The sequence below is a fragment of the Flagellatimonas centrodinii genome (genome assembly GCF_016918765.2).
In the GTDB taxonomy this organism is placed as follows: Bacteria; Pseudomonadota; Gammaproteobacteria; order Nevskiales; family Nevskiaceae; genus Polycyclovorans; species Polycyclovorans centrodinii.
Map to the genome: position 1 here is coordinate 2,067,115 of NZ_CP092104.1, position 16,062 is coordinate 2,083,176.

The following is a 16,062-nucleotide window of genomic DNA, read 5'->3' on the forward strand; positions in this document are numbered from 1 at the left end:
GTGTGGCCTGGAAACCCCCGCGCCTTGCCGCAACCCACTCCCCGACGCCTCAAGCCGTATGAACGATCCCCGCAGTCCCGCGACGCTGTCCGTGCATCCCAGTGCCGATGACGGACTGCGTGCCTTTGAGCACAAGGCGCGGATCGGCATCTGGTCGCTGCAGGCCAAGACCCGGACAGTCTCCTGGTCGGAGGGCATCTACCGTTTGCTGGGGCACTCCCTGAGCGAGCCGGTTTCGCTGGCGCAGTCCATGGCAGCGTTCGTGCCGGAGTCCCGTGAGCGGCTGCAGAACGCGCTCGACAACAGTCTGGCCCACGGCGTCGGATTCGAACTGGAACTCAGTGTGATCGATGCCGACGGCATCGAGCGCATCCTGCTGGTGCTTGCGGAGGCGACGTTCGAGGCGGGCGAGGTGGCCGGGCTTACCGGCCTGTTCGTTGACATCGACGCACAGCGGCGCGCCCATGATCGCTTGCTGGCCCGACTGGCAGAGGAGGAGGCGGAGCTGCGGCTCGCTCACCGTCTCGCCCGTTTGGGAAGCTGGCGGTGGGACTTCAGCTCAGCCGAGCAGGAATGGTCGCCCGAGGCCTTTCAAATTTTCGGGCGCAGTCAGGAGGGCCCGACGCCGGATATCCGCTGGCGGCATCAGCTGTATACCGCTGAAAGCGTACGCCGGCTGGACGAGGCCATTCGCTGTGCCTCGCGTGACGGCACTCCCTACGACCTCGAACTCGAGGCGCCCGATGGTAGCGGGCCGTCACGCTGGATTGCCGCGCGGGGCGAACCGGTACGTGACCAGTGCGGCACCATCATCGGCTTGCGGGGGACGGTGCAGGACATCACCGAACGTCGCCGTATGGCGCTGCAGCTGGCGTTCAGTGAAGAGCAGTTTCGAACCGCCATGGAGCAGGCGCCGATCGGGATGGCCCTGGTATCGCTGGAGGGCCGATTCATCGAGGTCAACAGCGCGTTGTGCCGGATCGTTGGCTATGCACCCGAAGCGCTGGAGGCGTTGACGTTCCAGGAAATCACCTACCCCGAGGATCTCGATGCCGACCTCGACTCGGTCCGGGAATTGCTGGAGGGTCGCCGAACCTCCTACCGGATGGAAAAGCGCTACATCCGTCAAGATGGCGTCATCGTCTGGGTCCAGTTGACCGGGTCGCTGCTGCGGACCGACACCGGGGTGCCGCGGCATTTCATCGCCCAGATCGAGGACATCACCGAGCGGCGTCTGGGACGTCAACGTCTGGAGGACCTCAGTCGGCGCCATGCGCTGGCGCTGCAGTCGGGCGATCTCGGGGTCTGGGAGTGGTCGCTCGATGCCAGCACCCTGCTGTGGGACGAGCAGATGTACGAAATCTACGGCATGCAGTCGGGCGCTGCCCTGCATCTCGAAGACTGGCAGAACGCAGTTGTACCGGAAGACCTCGCAGAGGCCGAGGCCGCACTGCGCCGGGGGATCGACGAACGCACAGAAACGCACTTCAGCTTCCGTATCCGGCATCCGCTGCGCGGGCTTCGCTATATCGATGCCTCGCAGATCCCGGTGTTGGATGCCAGCGGCACGCCGATCAGTGTTGTCGGTGTCAATCGCGATGTCACCGAAACCCGACTGGCGCAGAGTCGTCTGCGCAGCAGCGAGGAACGGCTGCGACTGATGATGGATGCAGCGCAGGATTACGCCCTGTTCATGCTCGACCTTGAAGGGAAAGTGGTGTCATGGAACCGTGGGGCGGAGCGATTGCTGGGCTACACCGAGGCGCAGATCCTCGGGCAGTCCTATAGCTGCCTGTTCACCGCCGATGCCTGTTCCGCCGGGGCTCCACTGGCTGCGCTGCAGCAGACATATGAGCATGGGCGGTCGGATCTGGAGGGCTGGCGGCAACGCGCCGACGGGCAGGCGATCTGGGTCAGTTGCGTGATGACGACCGTTCGCGACGACCAGGGCCGGCTCGTCGGCTACTCCAAGTTGACCCGCGATCTCAGCGCGCAGCGGACCACGGAGCGACAGCTGGCCGATGCCCATCGTCTGCGTGAGGCAATCGTCGAGGCCGCGCCTTTGGCCATCATTGCCACCGATCCCGACGGCACCATTCGCAGCGTCAACAGTGCCGCCGAGCAGATGTTGGGCTATCGGCGCGATCAGCTCATCGGTCAACACACGCCGGTAATCTTTCATGATCCCGACGAGTTGCGCGATCTTGCGGCGGCATCCCGAACGGGGTCAACGCCACAGGACCCGGGGTTCGAGGTACTTGCGCAGCTTGCCGAGCAACCGGAAACCGTCAGCCGCGAGTGGAAATATCGGCGGCGGGATGGCACCACCCTGGCGGTCAACCTCACGCTGACACCGATTCGCGGTCGCGATGAGCGCATCACCGGCTATCTTGGCCTGGCGCACGACATCACCGAGCGCAAGCGCCGCGAGGAATACACCCGTTACATCGCCCATCACGACGCCCTCACCGGCCTCCCCAACCGGGTCCTGTTGGGCGATCGTCTTGACCAGGCACTGCGTCGCGCACGACGCAGCGGCGACCATGTCGGGGTGATGATGATCGACCTTGATCACTTCAAGCGGGTCAACGATTCACTCGGACACCAGGTCGGTGATGAACTGCTGAAGGTGGTCGCCGAGCGACTCCGTACCTGTGTTCGCGAGGCCGATACGGTCGCTCGCATGGGCGGTGACGAATTCGTCGTATTGATGCCCGATCTCAAGGACGATCCCAGCGTTCGCCGGGTTGCCGAGGCGGTGCTGTCGCGGATCTCGCGCCCGATCACGGTCGGCCAGCACGAACTCAATGTGACGCCCAGCATCGGTCTCTGCATCTACCCCGTTGACGGCCCCAATGCCGGTGTTTTGCTGAAGAACGCCGATGCCGCCATGTACAAAGCCAAGGACAATGGTCGCGCGTGCATTCAACATTTCGATAGCGATCTCGAACTGAGCGTGATTCGCCGCATGGAGATCGAAAGCGACCTGCGCCGCGCGCTCGACCGCAAGGAATTCACGCTGCACTACCAGCCACAGGTCAGCATGGTCAGCGGCCGCATCACCGGGGTCGAGGCCCTGCTGCGGTGGCACCACCCTCGCCAAGGCTGGATCTCGCCGGCCGAATTCGTGCCGATTGCCGAAGACACCGGCCTGATCGTGCCGATCGGCGCCTGGGTGATGAAAGAGGCCTGTCGTGAGGTACTGGCTTTGCAAGCGCGGTTGGGTGTCTCCCTACGTCTGGGCGTCAACCTGTCGCCGCGGCAATTCCAGCCGGGCACGCTGCTGGCGCTGCTCAGGGAAACCTTTGATGAAACAGGCTTCGAGCCCCGACAGCTGGAGCTGGAAATTACCGAAGGGGTGTTGCTCGGTAGTCTCGAAGGTGCCGAACGGACCTTGGAGGAGGTCAGTGCCCTGGGGGTGGCGGTGGCAGTGGATGACTTCGGCACCGGCTACTCGAGTCTGTCTTACATCACCCGATTCCCGATCACCACCTTGAAAATCGACCGTGCCTTCGTCAACAAGGCGCCGGACTCGCCGCGTGATGCCGCGGTGGTACAGGCGATTCTGGCAATGGCGCGCGGACTCGATATCCAGGTCGTGGCCGAAGGCGTTGAAGACCAGCGGCAACTGGAATTCTTGCGAAATCACACCGGTGGCGGTGCGCGCGGCAGCATCGCGCTACCCGCCGACCGTCTGAGCCTGCAAGGCTTTTACTTCAGCAAGGGGTTGCCGGCCGACGCCTTGTTCGACGCCTTCAGCAGCATCGAGACCGCGGCCAGCAGCGCCCTGTTCGGGGCGTCGCAGCGCGCCCCTGCAGCGGCGATCAATACTTGATCGAGCAGCCGTACGGGCGGGTGCTGGCGCGGCTCACGGTCTTGCCCGCCAGCGTCTCCGCCAGGGCGGTACGGAAATAGGGCTCCGCGCGGTCGATGTCGGCCGGGTCGGCACTGGGAATGCTGTCGATCCCGCCGGCATATACCAGCATGCCCTCCGCATTGATCACGTACATGTGCGGGGTGGTCTTGGCGTCGTAGCGGCGGCCGATCTCACCGCTGGAGTCGAACAGGACGGCGGTCGGCGCGGCATCGCGTTCGGTGGTGAGGGCATTGGCCTCGTCCCCACTGACATGTCCCTGCTTGCCGGGCGCCGAGGAGATCACCGACAGCCATACCGCGCCGCCATCGGCAGCCATCGCCTGCAGCGACTGCATGTTGCCCTGGTAGTGCTTCTGCACGAAGGGGCAGCCATGGTTGGTCCATTCGAGCACCACGGTCTTGCCCGCAAAATCGGACAGTGAATGCGTCTCGCCGTGGCTGTCGATCGCCGAAAAGGCAGGGGCCGGGGCGCCGATCGTGGCGGCGTGAACCAGTCCGGCGCTCAACAGGAGCGCGGCGGCGGTCAGCAGAGGGGGCAAGCGCATGGGCAAGGGCTCCGGGTGGGGTGGGTCATCGGGGCGAAATGGCGTCAATCACCAGGTCGGGCGTCAGAATTTGTGGCAACACCTCGGGGTCGCCACCGGCCCGTGATACCAGATAAAGCGGCACCCCGGAACGGCCATGACGTTCCAGAACGGCCGTGATTGCCGGGTCGGCGCGGGTCCAGTCTCCGACCAGAAATGCCACCCGATGTTCCGCGAATGCGGACCGGGTCCGTTCGACATTGATGGCGACGCGTTCATTGACCTTGCAGGTGATGCACCAATCGGCCGTGAAGTCGACGAAGATCGTGCGCCCCTCGGCCCGCAGCGCTTCGAAGCGGGCATCGGAGTAGGGCTCCGCCGTCGGGTGAAGGGATGGCAGCGTCGCCTCGGCGGTTGTCGGTGACAGCGCCGGTAGCCGCAGCAAGGCGAGGGCGCCGAGGACGGCCAGCAGCGCCAGCACCCGCGCACCGCGCTGCCCGCGACCCAGCAACCACAGCGCAAAGGCGATGGCGGTGGCGCCAAGCATCAGCACCGCCATTGCCGAGGGGCCGCTCTGACGGCCGGCCACCCACACCAGCCAGATCGCCGTGACAAACAGCGGGAACGCCATCAGCTGCTTGAAGCTCTCCATCCAGGCACCCGGCCGGGGCAGCAGGCGGGCCAGCCCGGGCGCGAAGCCGATCAGCAGGAACGGACTGGCGAGCCCGAGGCCGAGCGCGGCGAACACCGCGAGCGCGGTGATGGGCGGCTGGGTCATCGCGAAGCCCAGCGCGGTCCCCATGAAGGGCGCGGTGCAGGGGCTCGCCACCACCACCGCCAAGACGCCGGTGAAGAAGGAGCCGGACAGACCCGAGGTCTGGGTCAGCGATTGGCCGAGGCCCATCATGCCGATGCCGACCTGCACCGTGCCGACCAACATCAATCCCATCGCGAACAGCAGATAGGCGAGCGCGCCGACGAACACTGGTGACTGCAGCTGGAATCCCCAGCCGATGGCCTCGCCGGCCGCGCGCAACGCCAGCAGCAGCGCGGCGACCGCGACCGTGCTGGCGATCACGCCAACGGTGTAGGCGAGCGCATGCGCTTGCCGCCGTGTTGGAGGCGTGTCCTGCGAGCGCAGCACGGATAGCGCTTTCAGCGACAACACCGGAAAGACGCAGGGCATCAGGTTGAGGATCAGGCCACCGAGCAGCGCGAACGCGAAGACGGTTGCCAGCCCGGGGCCCGCGGACGATGTCGGCAACGCCGGGGCGTCGGTTGTGCTGATCACAGCAGGCACGTCGCCGGGCTGGGCGCTGATCGCAAACGCCTGGTCGCGATTCCGGTCCCGGACCACCAGGACCCCGCCAACCGGTGCCACCGCCTCAACGAAATAGGGGCTCAGCGCCTGGGTCAGTCGCAGGGCACCGTCGTCGCGCGTGACTCGGGCCGGCGCCGCATGGTTCAACAGGTCATTGGCCAGCGGGAAGAAGCGGACCTCGGCGGAGGCCGGCAGCGGCAACGGCAGTCGCAGCGACAGGTCGCCGTTGGCGATCCGGTACTGCACTGGTCCGCCGGGCCACGGCTGGGGCAGCTGTGCCCGCGCTGCGGCGAATGCCGCCCCTGCTGGGGTGGCGGTGGTGGCGGCCGGGTCTACCGCCAGGGTCAGCGCCAGCCGCGCCTCGCCGGGGATGCAGACATCGGAACAGACCAACCACTTCACGTGCGCCTGAAGGGTGTGTGAGCCGCCGATGTCAGCAGGCACCTCCAGCGGCACCAGGTGCAGAGTGGTGTCGCTGTAGCCGTAGTTGGTCAACTCACCGAGCGACTCGGCATGCGGATAGGGCCAGTGAATGGGGCCGGCGGCAAACCCTGCCGGAAGAGTCCATTCGATCCGCGTGGCAAGTCCGGAGTCACCGGGGTTCTGCCAGTAGACGTGCCAGCCCGACGCCGGTGTCAGCGCCACCCCCACCCATTGTGTGCTGCCGGGGCGCAGGCCGTTGTCCTCGGCCATCAGCTCAGCACGAACGTGTGGCGCATCAACCACGGCGGTGCCGGCCCATGTGTACAGGGGGAGCAGTGACAGCAGGCCGACAGCGGCGTGGAGCAGGGAACGTGGGATCATGATGGTATGACAGGCATCTGGCCTTCGGACGCCCGGAAGTGTGGCGGAGTTCCACGCGGACTGCTGCTTTCTGTCGCGGTGTTCATGATGTCGACCGCCGGCGCGGCGCCGGCGGTCAGTCTGCGTTGTGGTTCGGCAGTGGTCCGCGAGGGCGACACCGTGATGCGTCTTCGCGCGGCCTGTGGTGCCCCGAATCACGCGCCGGCGGCCATTGCCGGCCCGTTGCCGCTTCCCCCGATCGTCGAGTGGACCTACGACTTCGGCCCGCAGAAGCTGTTGCGGCAGGTCCGAATCCGCAACGATCGCATCATCGCCATCCGCACCGACGGCTACGGGGTGCTCGGCACCGTGCCCGAGGCCTGTGGCCACACCTCGCTGCCGCGAGGGCTGTCTGCCTACCGGCTGGTGTATCGTTGCGGCGCGCCAGCGCAGCGGTCGCAGCGGCTCGTCTTGCGACCGGCGCAAGCTGGAGGAGGGATCGACATCGGCCCCCAGCAGCCAGTGGTGCTGGAGCGGTGGCAGTATTTGCGGAGTGGGTACACCCTGACAATTGGCCTGGAGGATGGACGTGTCGACACCATTGAGCTGGACCGGCGTGTTGCCGGTACTGGGGATGATGCTGATGACCAGTGGCTGCGGTATCGGTAGCGCCCAGTTGCGACCCGATGGCGGACCGTTGCAGGGCTGTGCAGGTGGCCCGCACTGTGTCTCGAGTACGGCGGCGGAAGCCGGCCGACAGATCGCGCCTCTGCGGTTCACCGTCGATCCGGCGCTGGCCCAGGCGATCCTGGTGGCGCTGGTGCGTGATCAGTCGCGCGCCACCGTGATCACCGATCAGCCTGGCTATGTTCACGCCGAATTCATGACACCGCTGATGCGTTTTGTTGACGACGCCGAGTTCGTCATCCACCCGGAGGGCACCATCGACATGCGCTCGGCCAGCCGCATCGGCTACTACGATTTTCAGGTGAACCGGAATCGCCTCGAACAGCTCCGGGCGCAGTTCGACGCCCGGCATCCGTGACCGCGGGCCGCTGATGAACACCCCCTGGTTGTGGGTCGGCAGTGTCCTCGGTGGCCTTGGCGTGATGCTCGGCGCCTTTGGCGCTCATGGGCTGCGCGCCCGGGTGTCACCGGAGCGTCTTGCCAACTGGCACACCGCGACCGAGTATCACCTCATCCACGCGCTGGCACTGCTTGCCGTGGGCCTGCTGCTGCGGCAGGCGCCCCAGGCCGGTGCAGCGGCGTCCGCCGCCGGGTGGTGCTTCACGCTCGGCACGCTGGTGTTCTCGGGCAGCCTGTACCTGCTGGTGCTCAGCGACCAGCGCTGGCTCGGGGCCATCACTCCCATCGGCGGGGTCCTGCTGATCATCGGCTGGGCGTGTCTGAGCTGGGCGGCCCTGAAGACCGGTTGAGCGTGCCGGCTGCGCAGCTTGCGGCGCGGTCAGCGACAATACGGACATGTTCATCGGGCCCCATCACATCGTCCCGCCGGTGATCCTTGCGCCAATGGCGGGGGTGACCGACCGACCCTTCCGCATGCTCTGCCGACAGCTTGGTGCCGGACTGTGCGTCTCGGAAATGACCACCGCCGATGCAACGCTGTGGGCGACCGAAAAATCGCGACTGCGCCGGGATCATGCCGGCGAACCGGGTCCGATCGCGGTGCAGATCGCCGGCTACGACCCACAGATGCTGGCCGCGGCGGCGCGGTTCAATGTGGCACAGGGCGCCGAGATCATCGACATCAATCTGGGCTGTCCGGCGAAGAAGGTCTGTCGCGTCGATGCCGGCTCCGCGCTGATGCGCGACGAAGCCCTGGTGGCGCGCATCTGCGAAGCCGTGGTGGCGGCCGTGCCGGTACCGGTGACGCTCAAGATGCGGACCGGTTACGACCGCCAGCACCGCAACGCGGTGTCGATTGCGCGGCAGGCGGCCGATGCCGGCATCGCCGCCCTGACGGTTCATGGGCGCACCCGCGAGGACCAGTACGAGGGTGTCGCCGAGTACGACACCATCGCTGCGGTGAAACAGGCGGTGACCGTGCCGGTGATTGCCAATGGTGATATCGACGGGCCTGAAAAGGCGCGAGCCGTGTTGGCGTACACCGGGGCGGATGCGGTGATGATCGCGCGGGCCGCACAGGGGCGCCCGTGGATCTTCCGTGAAGTCGCGGCCTATCTCGAGGACGGACGGACGCTGCCGTCGCCGTCATTGGCCCAGATCGGCCAGTGGCTGTTGGACCATCTGGACGCGCTATACGCGTTTTATGGCGAAGGTCGCGGTGTCCGCGTGGCCCGCAAGCACATCCAGTGGTACTGCCAGGCAGCGCCGCAGTCGGCGGCCTTCTGGGTCGCCGTGCGACGCCTTGACGATGCCGGTGCGCAGCGACGCGCCGTCGCTGAATTCTTTCACCACCTGGGGCTGCAGCAGGCCGCCTGACACCCGATTCGGAGTCAACGATGCGAATACTTCACACCATGCTGCGGGTCGGCGATCTCGACCGCTCCATCGCGTTCTACCATGACGTCCTGGGGATGACGCTGCGTAGCCGGCGCGACTTTCCCGGTGGCCGCTTCACGCTGGCTTTCATGGGTTTCGAGGGTGACCCCACCGAAATCGAGTTGACCCACAACTGGGACCGTGAGGCCTACGAGCTTGGCGATGCCTACGGGCATGTGGCGGTGGCGGTCGAGGATGCCGCTGCCACCTGCGAGCGAGTGCGCGCCCGCGGCGGGCGGGTGGTCCGCGAGGCCGGCCCGATGCAGCATGGCACCACCGTGATCGCCTTCGTCGAAGACCCCGACGGTTACCGGATCGAGTTCATCCAGCGCGACTCCTGATGCGGGCGATCGACCTCCGGCGATTACGGAGGGGGGGGTCGGGCCGCCGGACCGAAGGGGTCCTCCATGCGCAGGGGGACGTCGGGATCATCGGTCTCGAGCAGTCGCAGCGTGTCCAGCGGCAGGCGCAGATCGGCCTGGTTGATGATGGCGCGCTGCGGGGCTTGCGGGAACTGCGCACGCAATGCCAGCCGTGCGGTTACCGGCGCATTGATCTCCTGATTTACCGGCAGCCGGGTCTTGATCAGGGTGTCAACCGGCGCCTGAATGGTCTGGTCGATCTCCATCGTGACCCGGCCGCGGTGACGGATGCGAACCTGATCCTTCACCGGCACCCGCAGTGACACCGGCAGGTTCATCTGCATCGGCAGCTTGGCGGTGACCGGCAACTGGCGGTAGCGTTTCACGTCCTGGAAGTTGAAATCGGCCAAGGCTTCGATGGTGGCGATGGTGTCGACCGGAATGGTGCCGTCATAGGTGATGGTGAAATCAACGGGCGCCAGCGTATCGATCTCGACATCGGCCGAGTAACGGCCCTGCAGCGGCAGGCTGAGGGTCTGTCGCAGCGGCACCTCGGCGGCGATCTCGCCCTGCAGCAGGATGTCGATGTTGTCGGTGACCTCGGCAAAGCCCTCGACTTCTGCTGGCAGCGTCACGGCACCGGGAATGTTCTGGATCTGCAGGCCAATCACCAGGCGCTGGATCAGTGCCAGGCCGATGAATGCGCCGATCACCACGACCGCGGCGCCGCCCACCCCCAGCAGCAGCCAGCGGCGCAGGCGACCCTCGGACGTTGCCGGGGACGACATCGCTGGCGTCGTGTGCGGCCAGCTGTCGGATGGCGAGCCGGCCCGTCCGCGGCGGCTCACGGCGAGGTCTCGTCCGGGGTCGCTGGCGCATCGGCGTCATCGTCCTTGAGGCCGAGCCTGAGGGTGCGCAGCGGCAGGGTCAGGTCGGCATAGTTGATGATGATGTCCAGCGGCTCGGGAGGCAGTGTCACCTTGGCCTCCAGCGGGGTCAGCACCGGCACGTTGAAGGTGCCGCTGATCGGCACGTCGGCCTTGATTTCGGTTTTCAGGGGCACCACCAGGTCGTCCCGCAGTTTCGCCCGCACTGGCGAACGCACCTTGATCCGCACCTTCTGGTCGACCGGAATCAACAGATCGATCGGCACGGTGGCTTGCACCGGAACCTTGCCGCGGATCGGCAGCTTGTGCCAGTCACCGAGGAAATTGGCGTCGATCACGGTATCGATATCAAGCACCTGATCGATGGTGATGGTGTCACGCACCCGCACATCCAGCTTGAGTGGGATATCGTCGTCGAGTTCCACCATCAGGTTGAGGGTGTCCCGGACCGGAATGGTCACCAGCTGGTCGACCGGTACGGTGGTGTTGACGGTCTCGTCGAGACGAATCTGCAGGTTCTTGAGAATCTCGGCGGTGATCGGCAGGTCGTCGGGCAGCGTCACCTTGGCCGGCTGATCGGTCAGCAACAAACGGGCGTCGACGTTGCGGAACACCCACAGCGCGACCAGTGCGCCGCCGAGCACGGCGCCGAGCAACAGGACCCCGAGCAGAACCCAGGTGGCGTAGCCGCGCTGGCGGCCGGCAATGGTGCGATCAGAAGTCATAGGACACCGCCAGGGCAATGAGGTCACGGTCTTTCAGGGTGTTCTGCCGGCCGCCGCCGCCGAAGCGGGCGTACTGCAGGTTGAAGCTGAAGTTGCCGTATTTCGCTTCGAGATTGTTGAGCATGATGGTGCGGCCCTCCAGATGGTTTTCCGCCAACCCCGGGGCCACGCCCTCGATGTCGTGCACCATCACGATCAGCGGGCGCAGCGACAGGCCACTGACCATGACGTTGTTGTAGAGCAGCAGGACGCCGGCACGGTAACCCCAAGAGAAGGCAGTGACGAATTGGCCGGTCTCCTGAATCGGGTTGATGAGCAGGCCGTTGCCGGTTTCGGCAATGCCGGGCGAGGCATGGGTGCTGGTGCCGGGCGCCTCGAACTGGGCGACCGAGGTGTGCGGCAGGTCCGGCAGGTAGATGCCATCGAGTTCGAACAGCAGGCCGAACTGGTCGGCGCCGAGGACCTGGCCCGCCGCCCAGATTCGCAGGAAGCTGGCCGAGGCCTGCCACAGCGGCATGCGCTCGTAGCCGGCGATATAGCTGTTGGGCGCGATTTCGCCCGGTGTGCCACCACGATAGGCGGTGAGGAAATCGGGGATCGCCAGCTGCGAGGCAGCCAGGGTGGCCGGGCCGAGGTCGGCGGGGTCCAGCGGGCCGCCGGGGAGGGTGAGCGCCGGCAGCAGGGTCAACAGGCTGCCGGCGACATCGGTCACCGGGTTTTCCGGAATGATGGTCAGCGTGTTGCGCGGGAAGGCCGGCTGAAACGCGGCGAACAGCAGGTCCTCCAGATCGACCTGCACCGGGAAGTTGGGGCGATACGACAGCTCCATCTGCCAGGCGGCGCCGAAGCCATCGCCGATCAGGCTGGCGCCGAACATGCGGATGTCCTCGGCGTAATCGAGGAAGTAGCGCGCACTGTCGAGTGGCAGTGCATCGAAATCGGTCCCCGGTGTATCGACGCCGGGGATGCCGCAGTCGCTGAGGAACTGCACCAGATTGGTGGTATCGCGATTGTTGGCATTGCCCTCGCGACGGGTGCAACTGGCGTCCGTCGCGAAGACGCTGACCGACGGCAGGCGGCTGTGGTAGTTGGCAGCGAACAGGCCGAGCTCGATGCCACTGCGGTCGAAGAAGTGGTAGACCGCCAGGCCATACTGACCACGATCCGAGGGTTCCCGGTTTGGCGCGCGTGCCGCCGAGAAGCTGGTGGCCGATACCAGCCCGAGCAGCGAGTTCGCCGGCGTCCCCTGCAGCAGCGGGTCTTCCGGTGTCTTGCCGAACGGCAGCACCACGGTTTCGTTGGGCTCGACCTCGTTGCCGGCGTCGAAGAAGGACAGCAGCGACCCCTTCGCCGGAAAGCCGAAGGGCAGCCATTCGAGCTGGTAGAACGCCTCGAAGGTGGTGCTCTCGAACAGGTCGCCTGCCAGCACCAGCATGTTCTGCGGCAGGTAGAGCTCGAACAGCTCGGCACCCGGCCGCACCAGATTGTTGAGGTCGGCCGGGTTCACCACATTGATGCTGGTGGCGATGCCGAAGGCGCTGACCCCCCAGTTGAGCAGCTGCCGTCCGAGTTTGACGTCGAGCAGCCGTTTTCCGGGCAGCTCGAAGGTGGTTTTGAGGTAGAGGTTGCGGAGGGCGAATTCCTCGCCGACATCGCGCTCCGCCTGTTTCGACCGGGGGGTCCTGACGAAGCTGCCGGTGCCCGGACCGGGCGTGATGATCCGGTTGGGGTGGGTCTCGTCGAAGCCGTGGTTCACCGGGTCGAAGAAATAGATGGCAGAGGCCTCGAGGCTGTAGTCGCCCCAGTCCACCGACAGTCGCGGCGACCATTTGGCGGTGGCAGCGGCAATATCACCGCGGTCGTAATTGAGGTTGCCGTCATCGATGTTCGATGACAGCCCGCCGGGCGCCGCGAGAAAGCGCTCATTCGGGGCGGTATCACCCTCGCTCAGACCGATACAGTTGTCGGCGCTGCAGAGGTCGCGGTTGCCCGCCACGCTGGCCTTGCCGATGAGGTTGACGTCACGGTCCTCGACGCGCCAGGCGGCACCGATCGACACCGTGTTCTGCAGGGAAAAAAGTGGACCATTGTCACCGCCAGGCTGCCAGTCGATGGCGTGACCCGGGCTGGCGATCAGCAGCAGTGCTGCCGTCAGCAGACGCTTTTGCGCGCTCATTCGGTTCTCCGGCGCGGCTTCCAGAACTGGATGCGCGGGAGGTCGGAGGCGATGTCGCCGGTTTGCCCCTCGATGCGGTGGGCGATGAGGATGACGTCCTCGATCGCGCTGGCCAGTCGGAAGATGGCTACGCACAGCTCCAGCAGAATACGGATCAGCAGGCTGATGCCGACGAACTGTGCCGGTCCCAGCAGCAACAGCCACAGCAGGCCCGGCAGCGCGCCTTCGCTGAAGGCCTCGATGACCCGATAGAGTGCGCTCAGGGCAGCGAGGCCGACGCCGAGCAGGAACAGCATCGGCACCACCCGCGTCGTGGCGTAGCGTTCGAAGCTCGGATCGAAGATGGCGCGCAGCGTGTCGCGCGCAGTCGACAGGCGCCAGGCCGCCGCCGGGGTGTCGTCGGGTTCCGTCATGCTCTCCTCCCACTGCAGAAGGTCTGCGATTACCGCGGCCTTCGATTTGTTGTCAGGTTTCAGTGAAACAGTACATGATGTTGCGACAAATCGAATAGTGAAATCATTCCACCCGGGGATGGAAGGAGAGGCGCGCATGCGCAAACCAAAGGTGGTGGAGCCTCGCGGCATGGCGCGGATACTGGCCGCACTGCCCGGGCCGAAGGGCGAAGCAGGGGGAGGTGCGATCAGCCTCGCGGGACGTCTGGCGGATGCGGCACGGCAACTGCCGGGCGCCGATCTTGCCGAGGCGCAATTGCGTCGTGCAGAGCAGCGGCTGCTGCGCGAACTCAAACAGCGCATGGCGGCGGTCGATCCGGCACCGACGGGGGGTGATGCGCGTGTGCCCGCGGATGGCGCGGTGTCGCGCACCTTCGTGATTCCCCTGTTGCAGTCGCCGCGGCGCGTACTGGAGGAGCTGCTCGAGCGGTCGCAGACGCAAACGCGCGACCAGGCCTTCGATGACTTCTATTCGGTGTTGCTGAGCGAACTGGTCCCGGACGAAGCCCGGATGCTGGCGCTGCTGTCGGATGGCGAGCCGCAGGCGATCCTGCATGTCGGTGTGGGGGCGCCGATCGGCCCGGTGCGGCGTCTGGTGGCCGAAAATTTTGCCGGTTTCGGCCGCGCCGCCCAGGTCAAGTTGCTGGAACACATGCCGCTGTACATCGAACACCTCAAGGCCTTGCGTCTGGTTGAGGAGCAGCCCGAGGTGGCGGCGCTGGAAGTGAAGTACCAGATTCTCGAAGGCCTGCGGGAGGTCCGAGACGCCGAAGCGCAGGCACGGCGTGCCAGCCGCCAGTCGGTGCGCCTGGTACGGCGGAGCCTGCGATTGTCACCGCTGGGCGATCAGCTCTGGCGCGCCTGCGTGGCGCCGGAAGCCGCGCCGCGTGCAGGGTTCCGGCTCACAGAACACAACAACGACACACCATAAGGGGAGACACATCATGTTCGCCGCCGCCTGGGCTGATTTCACACTCAATATCTGGCTGTACCTGTCGATGCCGATCACCAGTGGCGTGGTCGGCTTCGTTACCAATGTGATTGCCCTGAAGATGATGTTTCACCCGCTGGACTTCGTCGGCATCAAACCCCCCTATCTCGGCTGGCAGGGCATCGTCCCGCGCAAGGCCGGCAAGATGGCCAGCATTGCCTGCGACACCATCGTGCCGCGATTGGTCAGCGAGCGGGAGATCTTCGATCGCCTCGATGTCAATCGGGTCGCGGAGGAGATCGAGGCGCCGATCGTCGAGTTGGTGGACCAGATTCTCGAAGAGCTGATGATCGAGTACGAACCCACCATCTGGGAGTCGCTGCCGATTGCCGCGCGCACACTCATTGCCAAGCGGGTGAAGGATGATGCGCCGGAGGTGGTGGCGGCGGTGATGGGCGAGCTCAAGGACAATGTCGAAAGCATCTTCGACCTGAAGGACATGGTGGTGTCGACGCTGGTGCGCGACAAGGCCCTGATCAACCGCATCTTTCTCGAAACCGGCAAGAGCGAGTTCCGCTTCATCGCCAATTCCGGATTCTACTTCGGGTTCCTGTTCGGGATCATCCAGATGATCGGCTGGAGCTTCTACAAGGCCGACTGGCAGTTGCCGCTGTTCGGGCTGCTGGTGGGCTATGCCACCAATGTCATCGCCCTGCACATGATCTTCCGGCCGCAGGCGCCGGTGCGATTCGGCGCGGTGGTGGTCCACGGGCTGTTCTTCAAGCGACAGAAAGAGGTCTCGCGCGACTACGCCCGGTTGATCGCCGACGAGATCGTCACGCCGTCCAACATCATCGAATCGGTGCTCAAGGGCCCCTACGCCGACCGCGTGTTCAACATGATTGCCAAGCATGTGAAGAAGGTCATCGACGATCAGTCGGGGTTGGCGCGCCCATTCGTCGCCTGGACCGTGGGTACCCGGCGCTACATCGACATGAAAGCCGCTGCCGCCACCCGCATCGTGCAGCACCTGCCGGCCGCTACCCGCAGTATTGATCGTTATGCCAAGGAAGCGATGGATATCGCCCAGACCCTCGCCAGCCGCCTCGAGGTACTGCCACCACCGGAGTTCGAGGGCATGCTGCGGCCCGCGTTCAAGGAAGACGAATGGATCCTGATTCTCGTCGGTGCCGTCCTCGGGCTGTTGGTCGGGGTGGGGCAGCTGCTGCTGTTCACGGTGCTGGCCAAGGCGCCTGCCACCGTCGCTGCAGTGTCGGCCCTGGTGGGTGCAGGAGTGGCATGACCACCGGCACGCTGCTGATGCTCCTGTTCAGCGCCGTGGTCGGAGGGGTGATCGGCGTCTGGCAGGCGCGGCGACGCGCCCGGCGGGTGGTGGCGGAACGCATTGCCGCAGCGGTCGAGGCGCGGCTGCTGGAACGGTACGGGCGACGCCCTGGCGCGGTATCTCCTGATCGTCGCGAGGCCGGAACAGGGCGCTAGCG

15 protein-coding genes are annotated in these 16,062 nt (G+C 65.7%); 9 read left to right on the forward strand and 6 right to left on the reverse strand.

All coding sequences use genetic code 11. The features are described 5' to 3' along the window. Positions 1-58 precede the first annotated feature (58 nt). A complete protein-coding gene (locus JN531_RS09645; protein WP_228348662.1) occupies positions 59-3,835 on the forward strand; it encodes a PAS domain S-box protein in 3,777 nt (1,258 codons plus the stop codon). Here JN531_RS09645 and JN531_RS09650 read toward each other — a convergent pair. Then, positions 3,825-4,421, reverse strand: coding sequence for a redoxin domain-containing protein (locus tag JN531_RS09650; RefSeq protein WP_228348663.1), 597 nt, complete (start codon positions 4,419-4,421; stop codon positions 3,825-3,827). The genes JN531_RS09645 and JN531_RS09650 overlap by 11 nt on opposite strands. Before the next feature lie 25 nt (positions 4,422-4,446). Beyond that, a complete protein-coding gene (locus JN531_RS09655; protein ID WP_228348664.1) occupies positions 4,447-6,525 on the reverse strand; it encodes a protein-disulfide reductase DsbD family protein in 2,079 nt (692 codons plus the stop codon). Between the two features lie 84 nt (positions 6,526-6,609). Between JN531_RS09655 and JN531_RS09660 the strand changes: the two genes are divergently transcribed. From JN531_RS09660 to gloA, 5 genes are read left to right on the forward strand one after another with little or no spacing between them, the layout of a single operon-like run. Next, a complete protein-coding gene (locus JN531_RS09660; protein WP_239795286.1) occupies positions 6,610-7,173 on the forward strand; it encodes a DUF2845 domain-containing protein in 564 nt (187 codons plus the stop codon). Beyond that, positions 7,139-7,549, forward strand: coding sequence for a DUF1499 domain-containing protein (locus JN531_RS09665; protein ID WP_228348666.1), 411 nt, complete (start codon positions 7,139-7,141; stop codon positions 7,547-7,549). Before JN531_RS09660 ends, JN531_RS09665 begins: the two co-directional genes overlap by 35 nt. Positions 7,550-7,562: 13 nt before the next feature. After that, positions 7,563-7,940: a DUF423 domain-containing protein gene (locus tag JN531_RS09670; protein WP_228348667.1), complete on the forward strand. Its 378-nt coding sequence runs from the start codon at positions 7,563-7,565 to the stop codon at positions 7,938-7,940. Positions 7,941-7,986: 46 nt separating this feature from the next. Further along, positions 7,987-8,967: a tRNA dihydrouridine synthase DusB gene (gene dusB / locus JN531_RS09675; RefSeq protein WP_228348668.1), complete on the forward strand. Its 981-nt coding sequence runs from the start codon at positions 7,987-7,989 to the stop codon at positions 8,965-8,967. A 20-nt stretch (positions 8,968-8,987) separates the two neighbouring features. Next, a complete protein-coding gene (gloA, locus tag JN531_RS09680; RefSeq protein WP_228348669.1) occupies positions 8,988-9,368 on the forward strand; it encodes a lactoylglutathione lyase in 381 nt (126 codons plus the stop codon). A gap of 23 nt (positions 9,369-9,391) precedes the next feature. Here gloA and JN531_RS09685 read toward each other — a convergent pair whose 3' ends face one another. From JN531_RS09685 to JN531_RS09700, 4 genes are read right to left on the reverse strand one after another with little or no spacing between them, the layout of a single operon-like run. Next, a complete protein-coding gene (locus JN531_RS09685; RefSeq protein WP_228348670.1) occupies positions 9,392-10,237 on the reverse strand; it encodes a hypothetical protein in 846 nt (281 codons plus the stop codon). Further along, positions 10,234-11,001, reverse strand: a complete 768-nt coding sequence (locus tag JN531_RS09690; protein ID WP_228348671.1) for a hypothetical protein — start codon at positions 10,999-11,001, stop codon at positions 10,234-10,236. Before JN531_RS09690 ends, JN531_RS09685 begins: the two co-directional genes overlap by 4 nt. Next, the gene (locus JN531_RS09695) at positions 10,991-13,177 is read right to left on the reverse strand and encodes a DUF1302 domain-containing protein (protein ID WP_228348672.1); all 2,187 of its coding nucleotides are present in this window, start codon (positions 13,175-13,177) and stop codon (positions 10,991-10,993) included. The genes JN531_RS09690 and JN531_RS09695 overlap by 11 nt, the downstream gene beginning before the upstream one ends. Next, on the reverse strand, positions 13,174-13,590 hold the full coding sequence (locus JN531_RS09700; RefSeq protein WP_228348673.1) for a DUF4282 domain-containing protein: 417 nt from the start codon (positions 13,588-13,590) through the stop codon (positions 13,174-13,176). The genes JN531_RS09695 and JN531_RS09700 overlap by 4 nt, the downstream gene beginning before the upstream one ends. 136 nt (positions 13,591-13,726) lie before the next feature. Here JN531_RS09700 and JN531_RS09705 point away from each other — a divergent pair, with 136 nt between their 5' ends. The 3 genes from JN531_RS09705 to JN531_RS09715 are packed head-to-tail and all read left to right on the forward strand — an operon-like array spanning position 13,727 to position 16,060. After that, complete coding sequence (locus JN531_RS09705; RefSeq protein WP_228348674.1) at positions 13,727-14,560, forward strand: Abi-alpha family protein; 834 nt, start codon at positions 13,727-13,729, stop codon at positions 14,558-14,560. A 13-nt stretch (positions 14,561-14,573) separates the two neighbouring features. Continuing rightward, positions 14,574-15,863 (forward strand): DUF445 domain-containing protein, encoded by a 1,290-nt coding sequence (locus tag JN531_RS09710; RefSeq protein ID WP_228348675.1) that lies wholly within the window; start codon positions 14,574-14,576, stop codon positions 15,861-15,863. Beyond that, positions 15,860-16,060 carry a hypothetical protein gene (locus tag JN531_RS09715; protein ID WP_228348676.1) on the forward strand — a complete coding sequence of 67 codons (201 nt, stop codon included), beginning with the start codon at positions 15,860-15,862 and terminating at the stop codon, positions 16,058-16,060. The genes JN531_RS09710 and JN531_RS09715 overlap by 4 nt, the downstream gene beginning before the upstream one ends. The last annotated feature ends 2 nt before the right edge of the window (positions 16,061-16,062 follow it).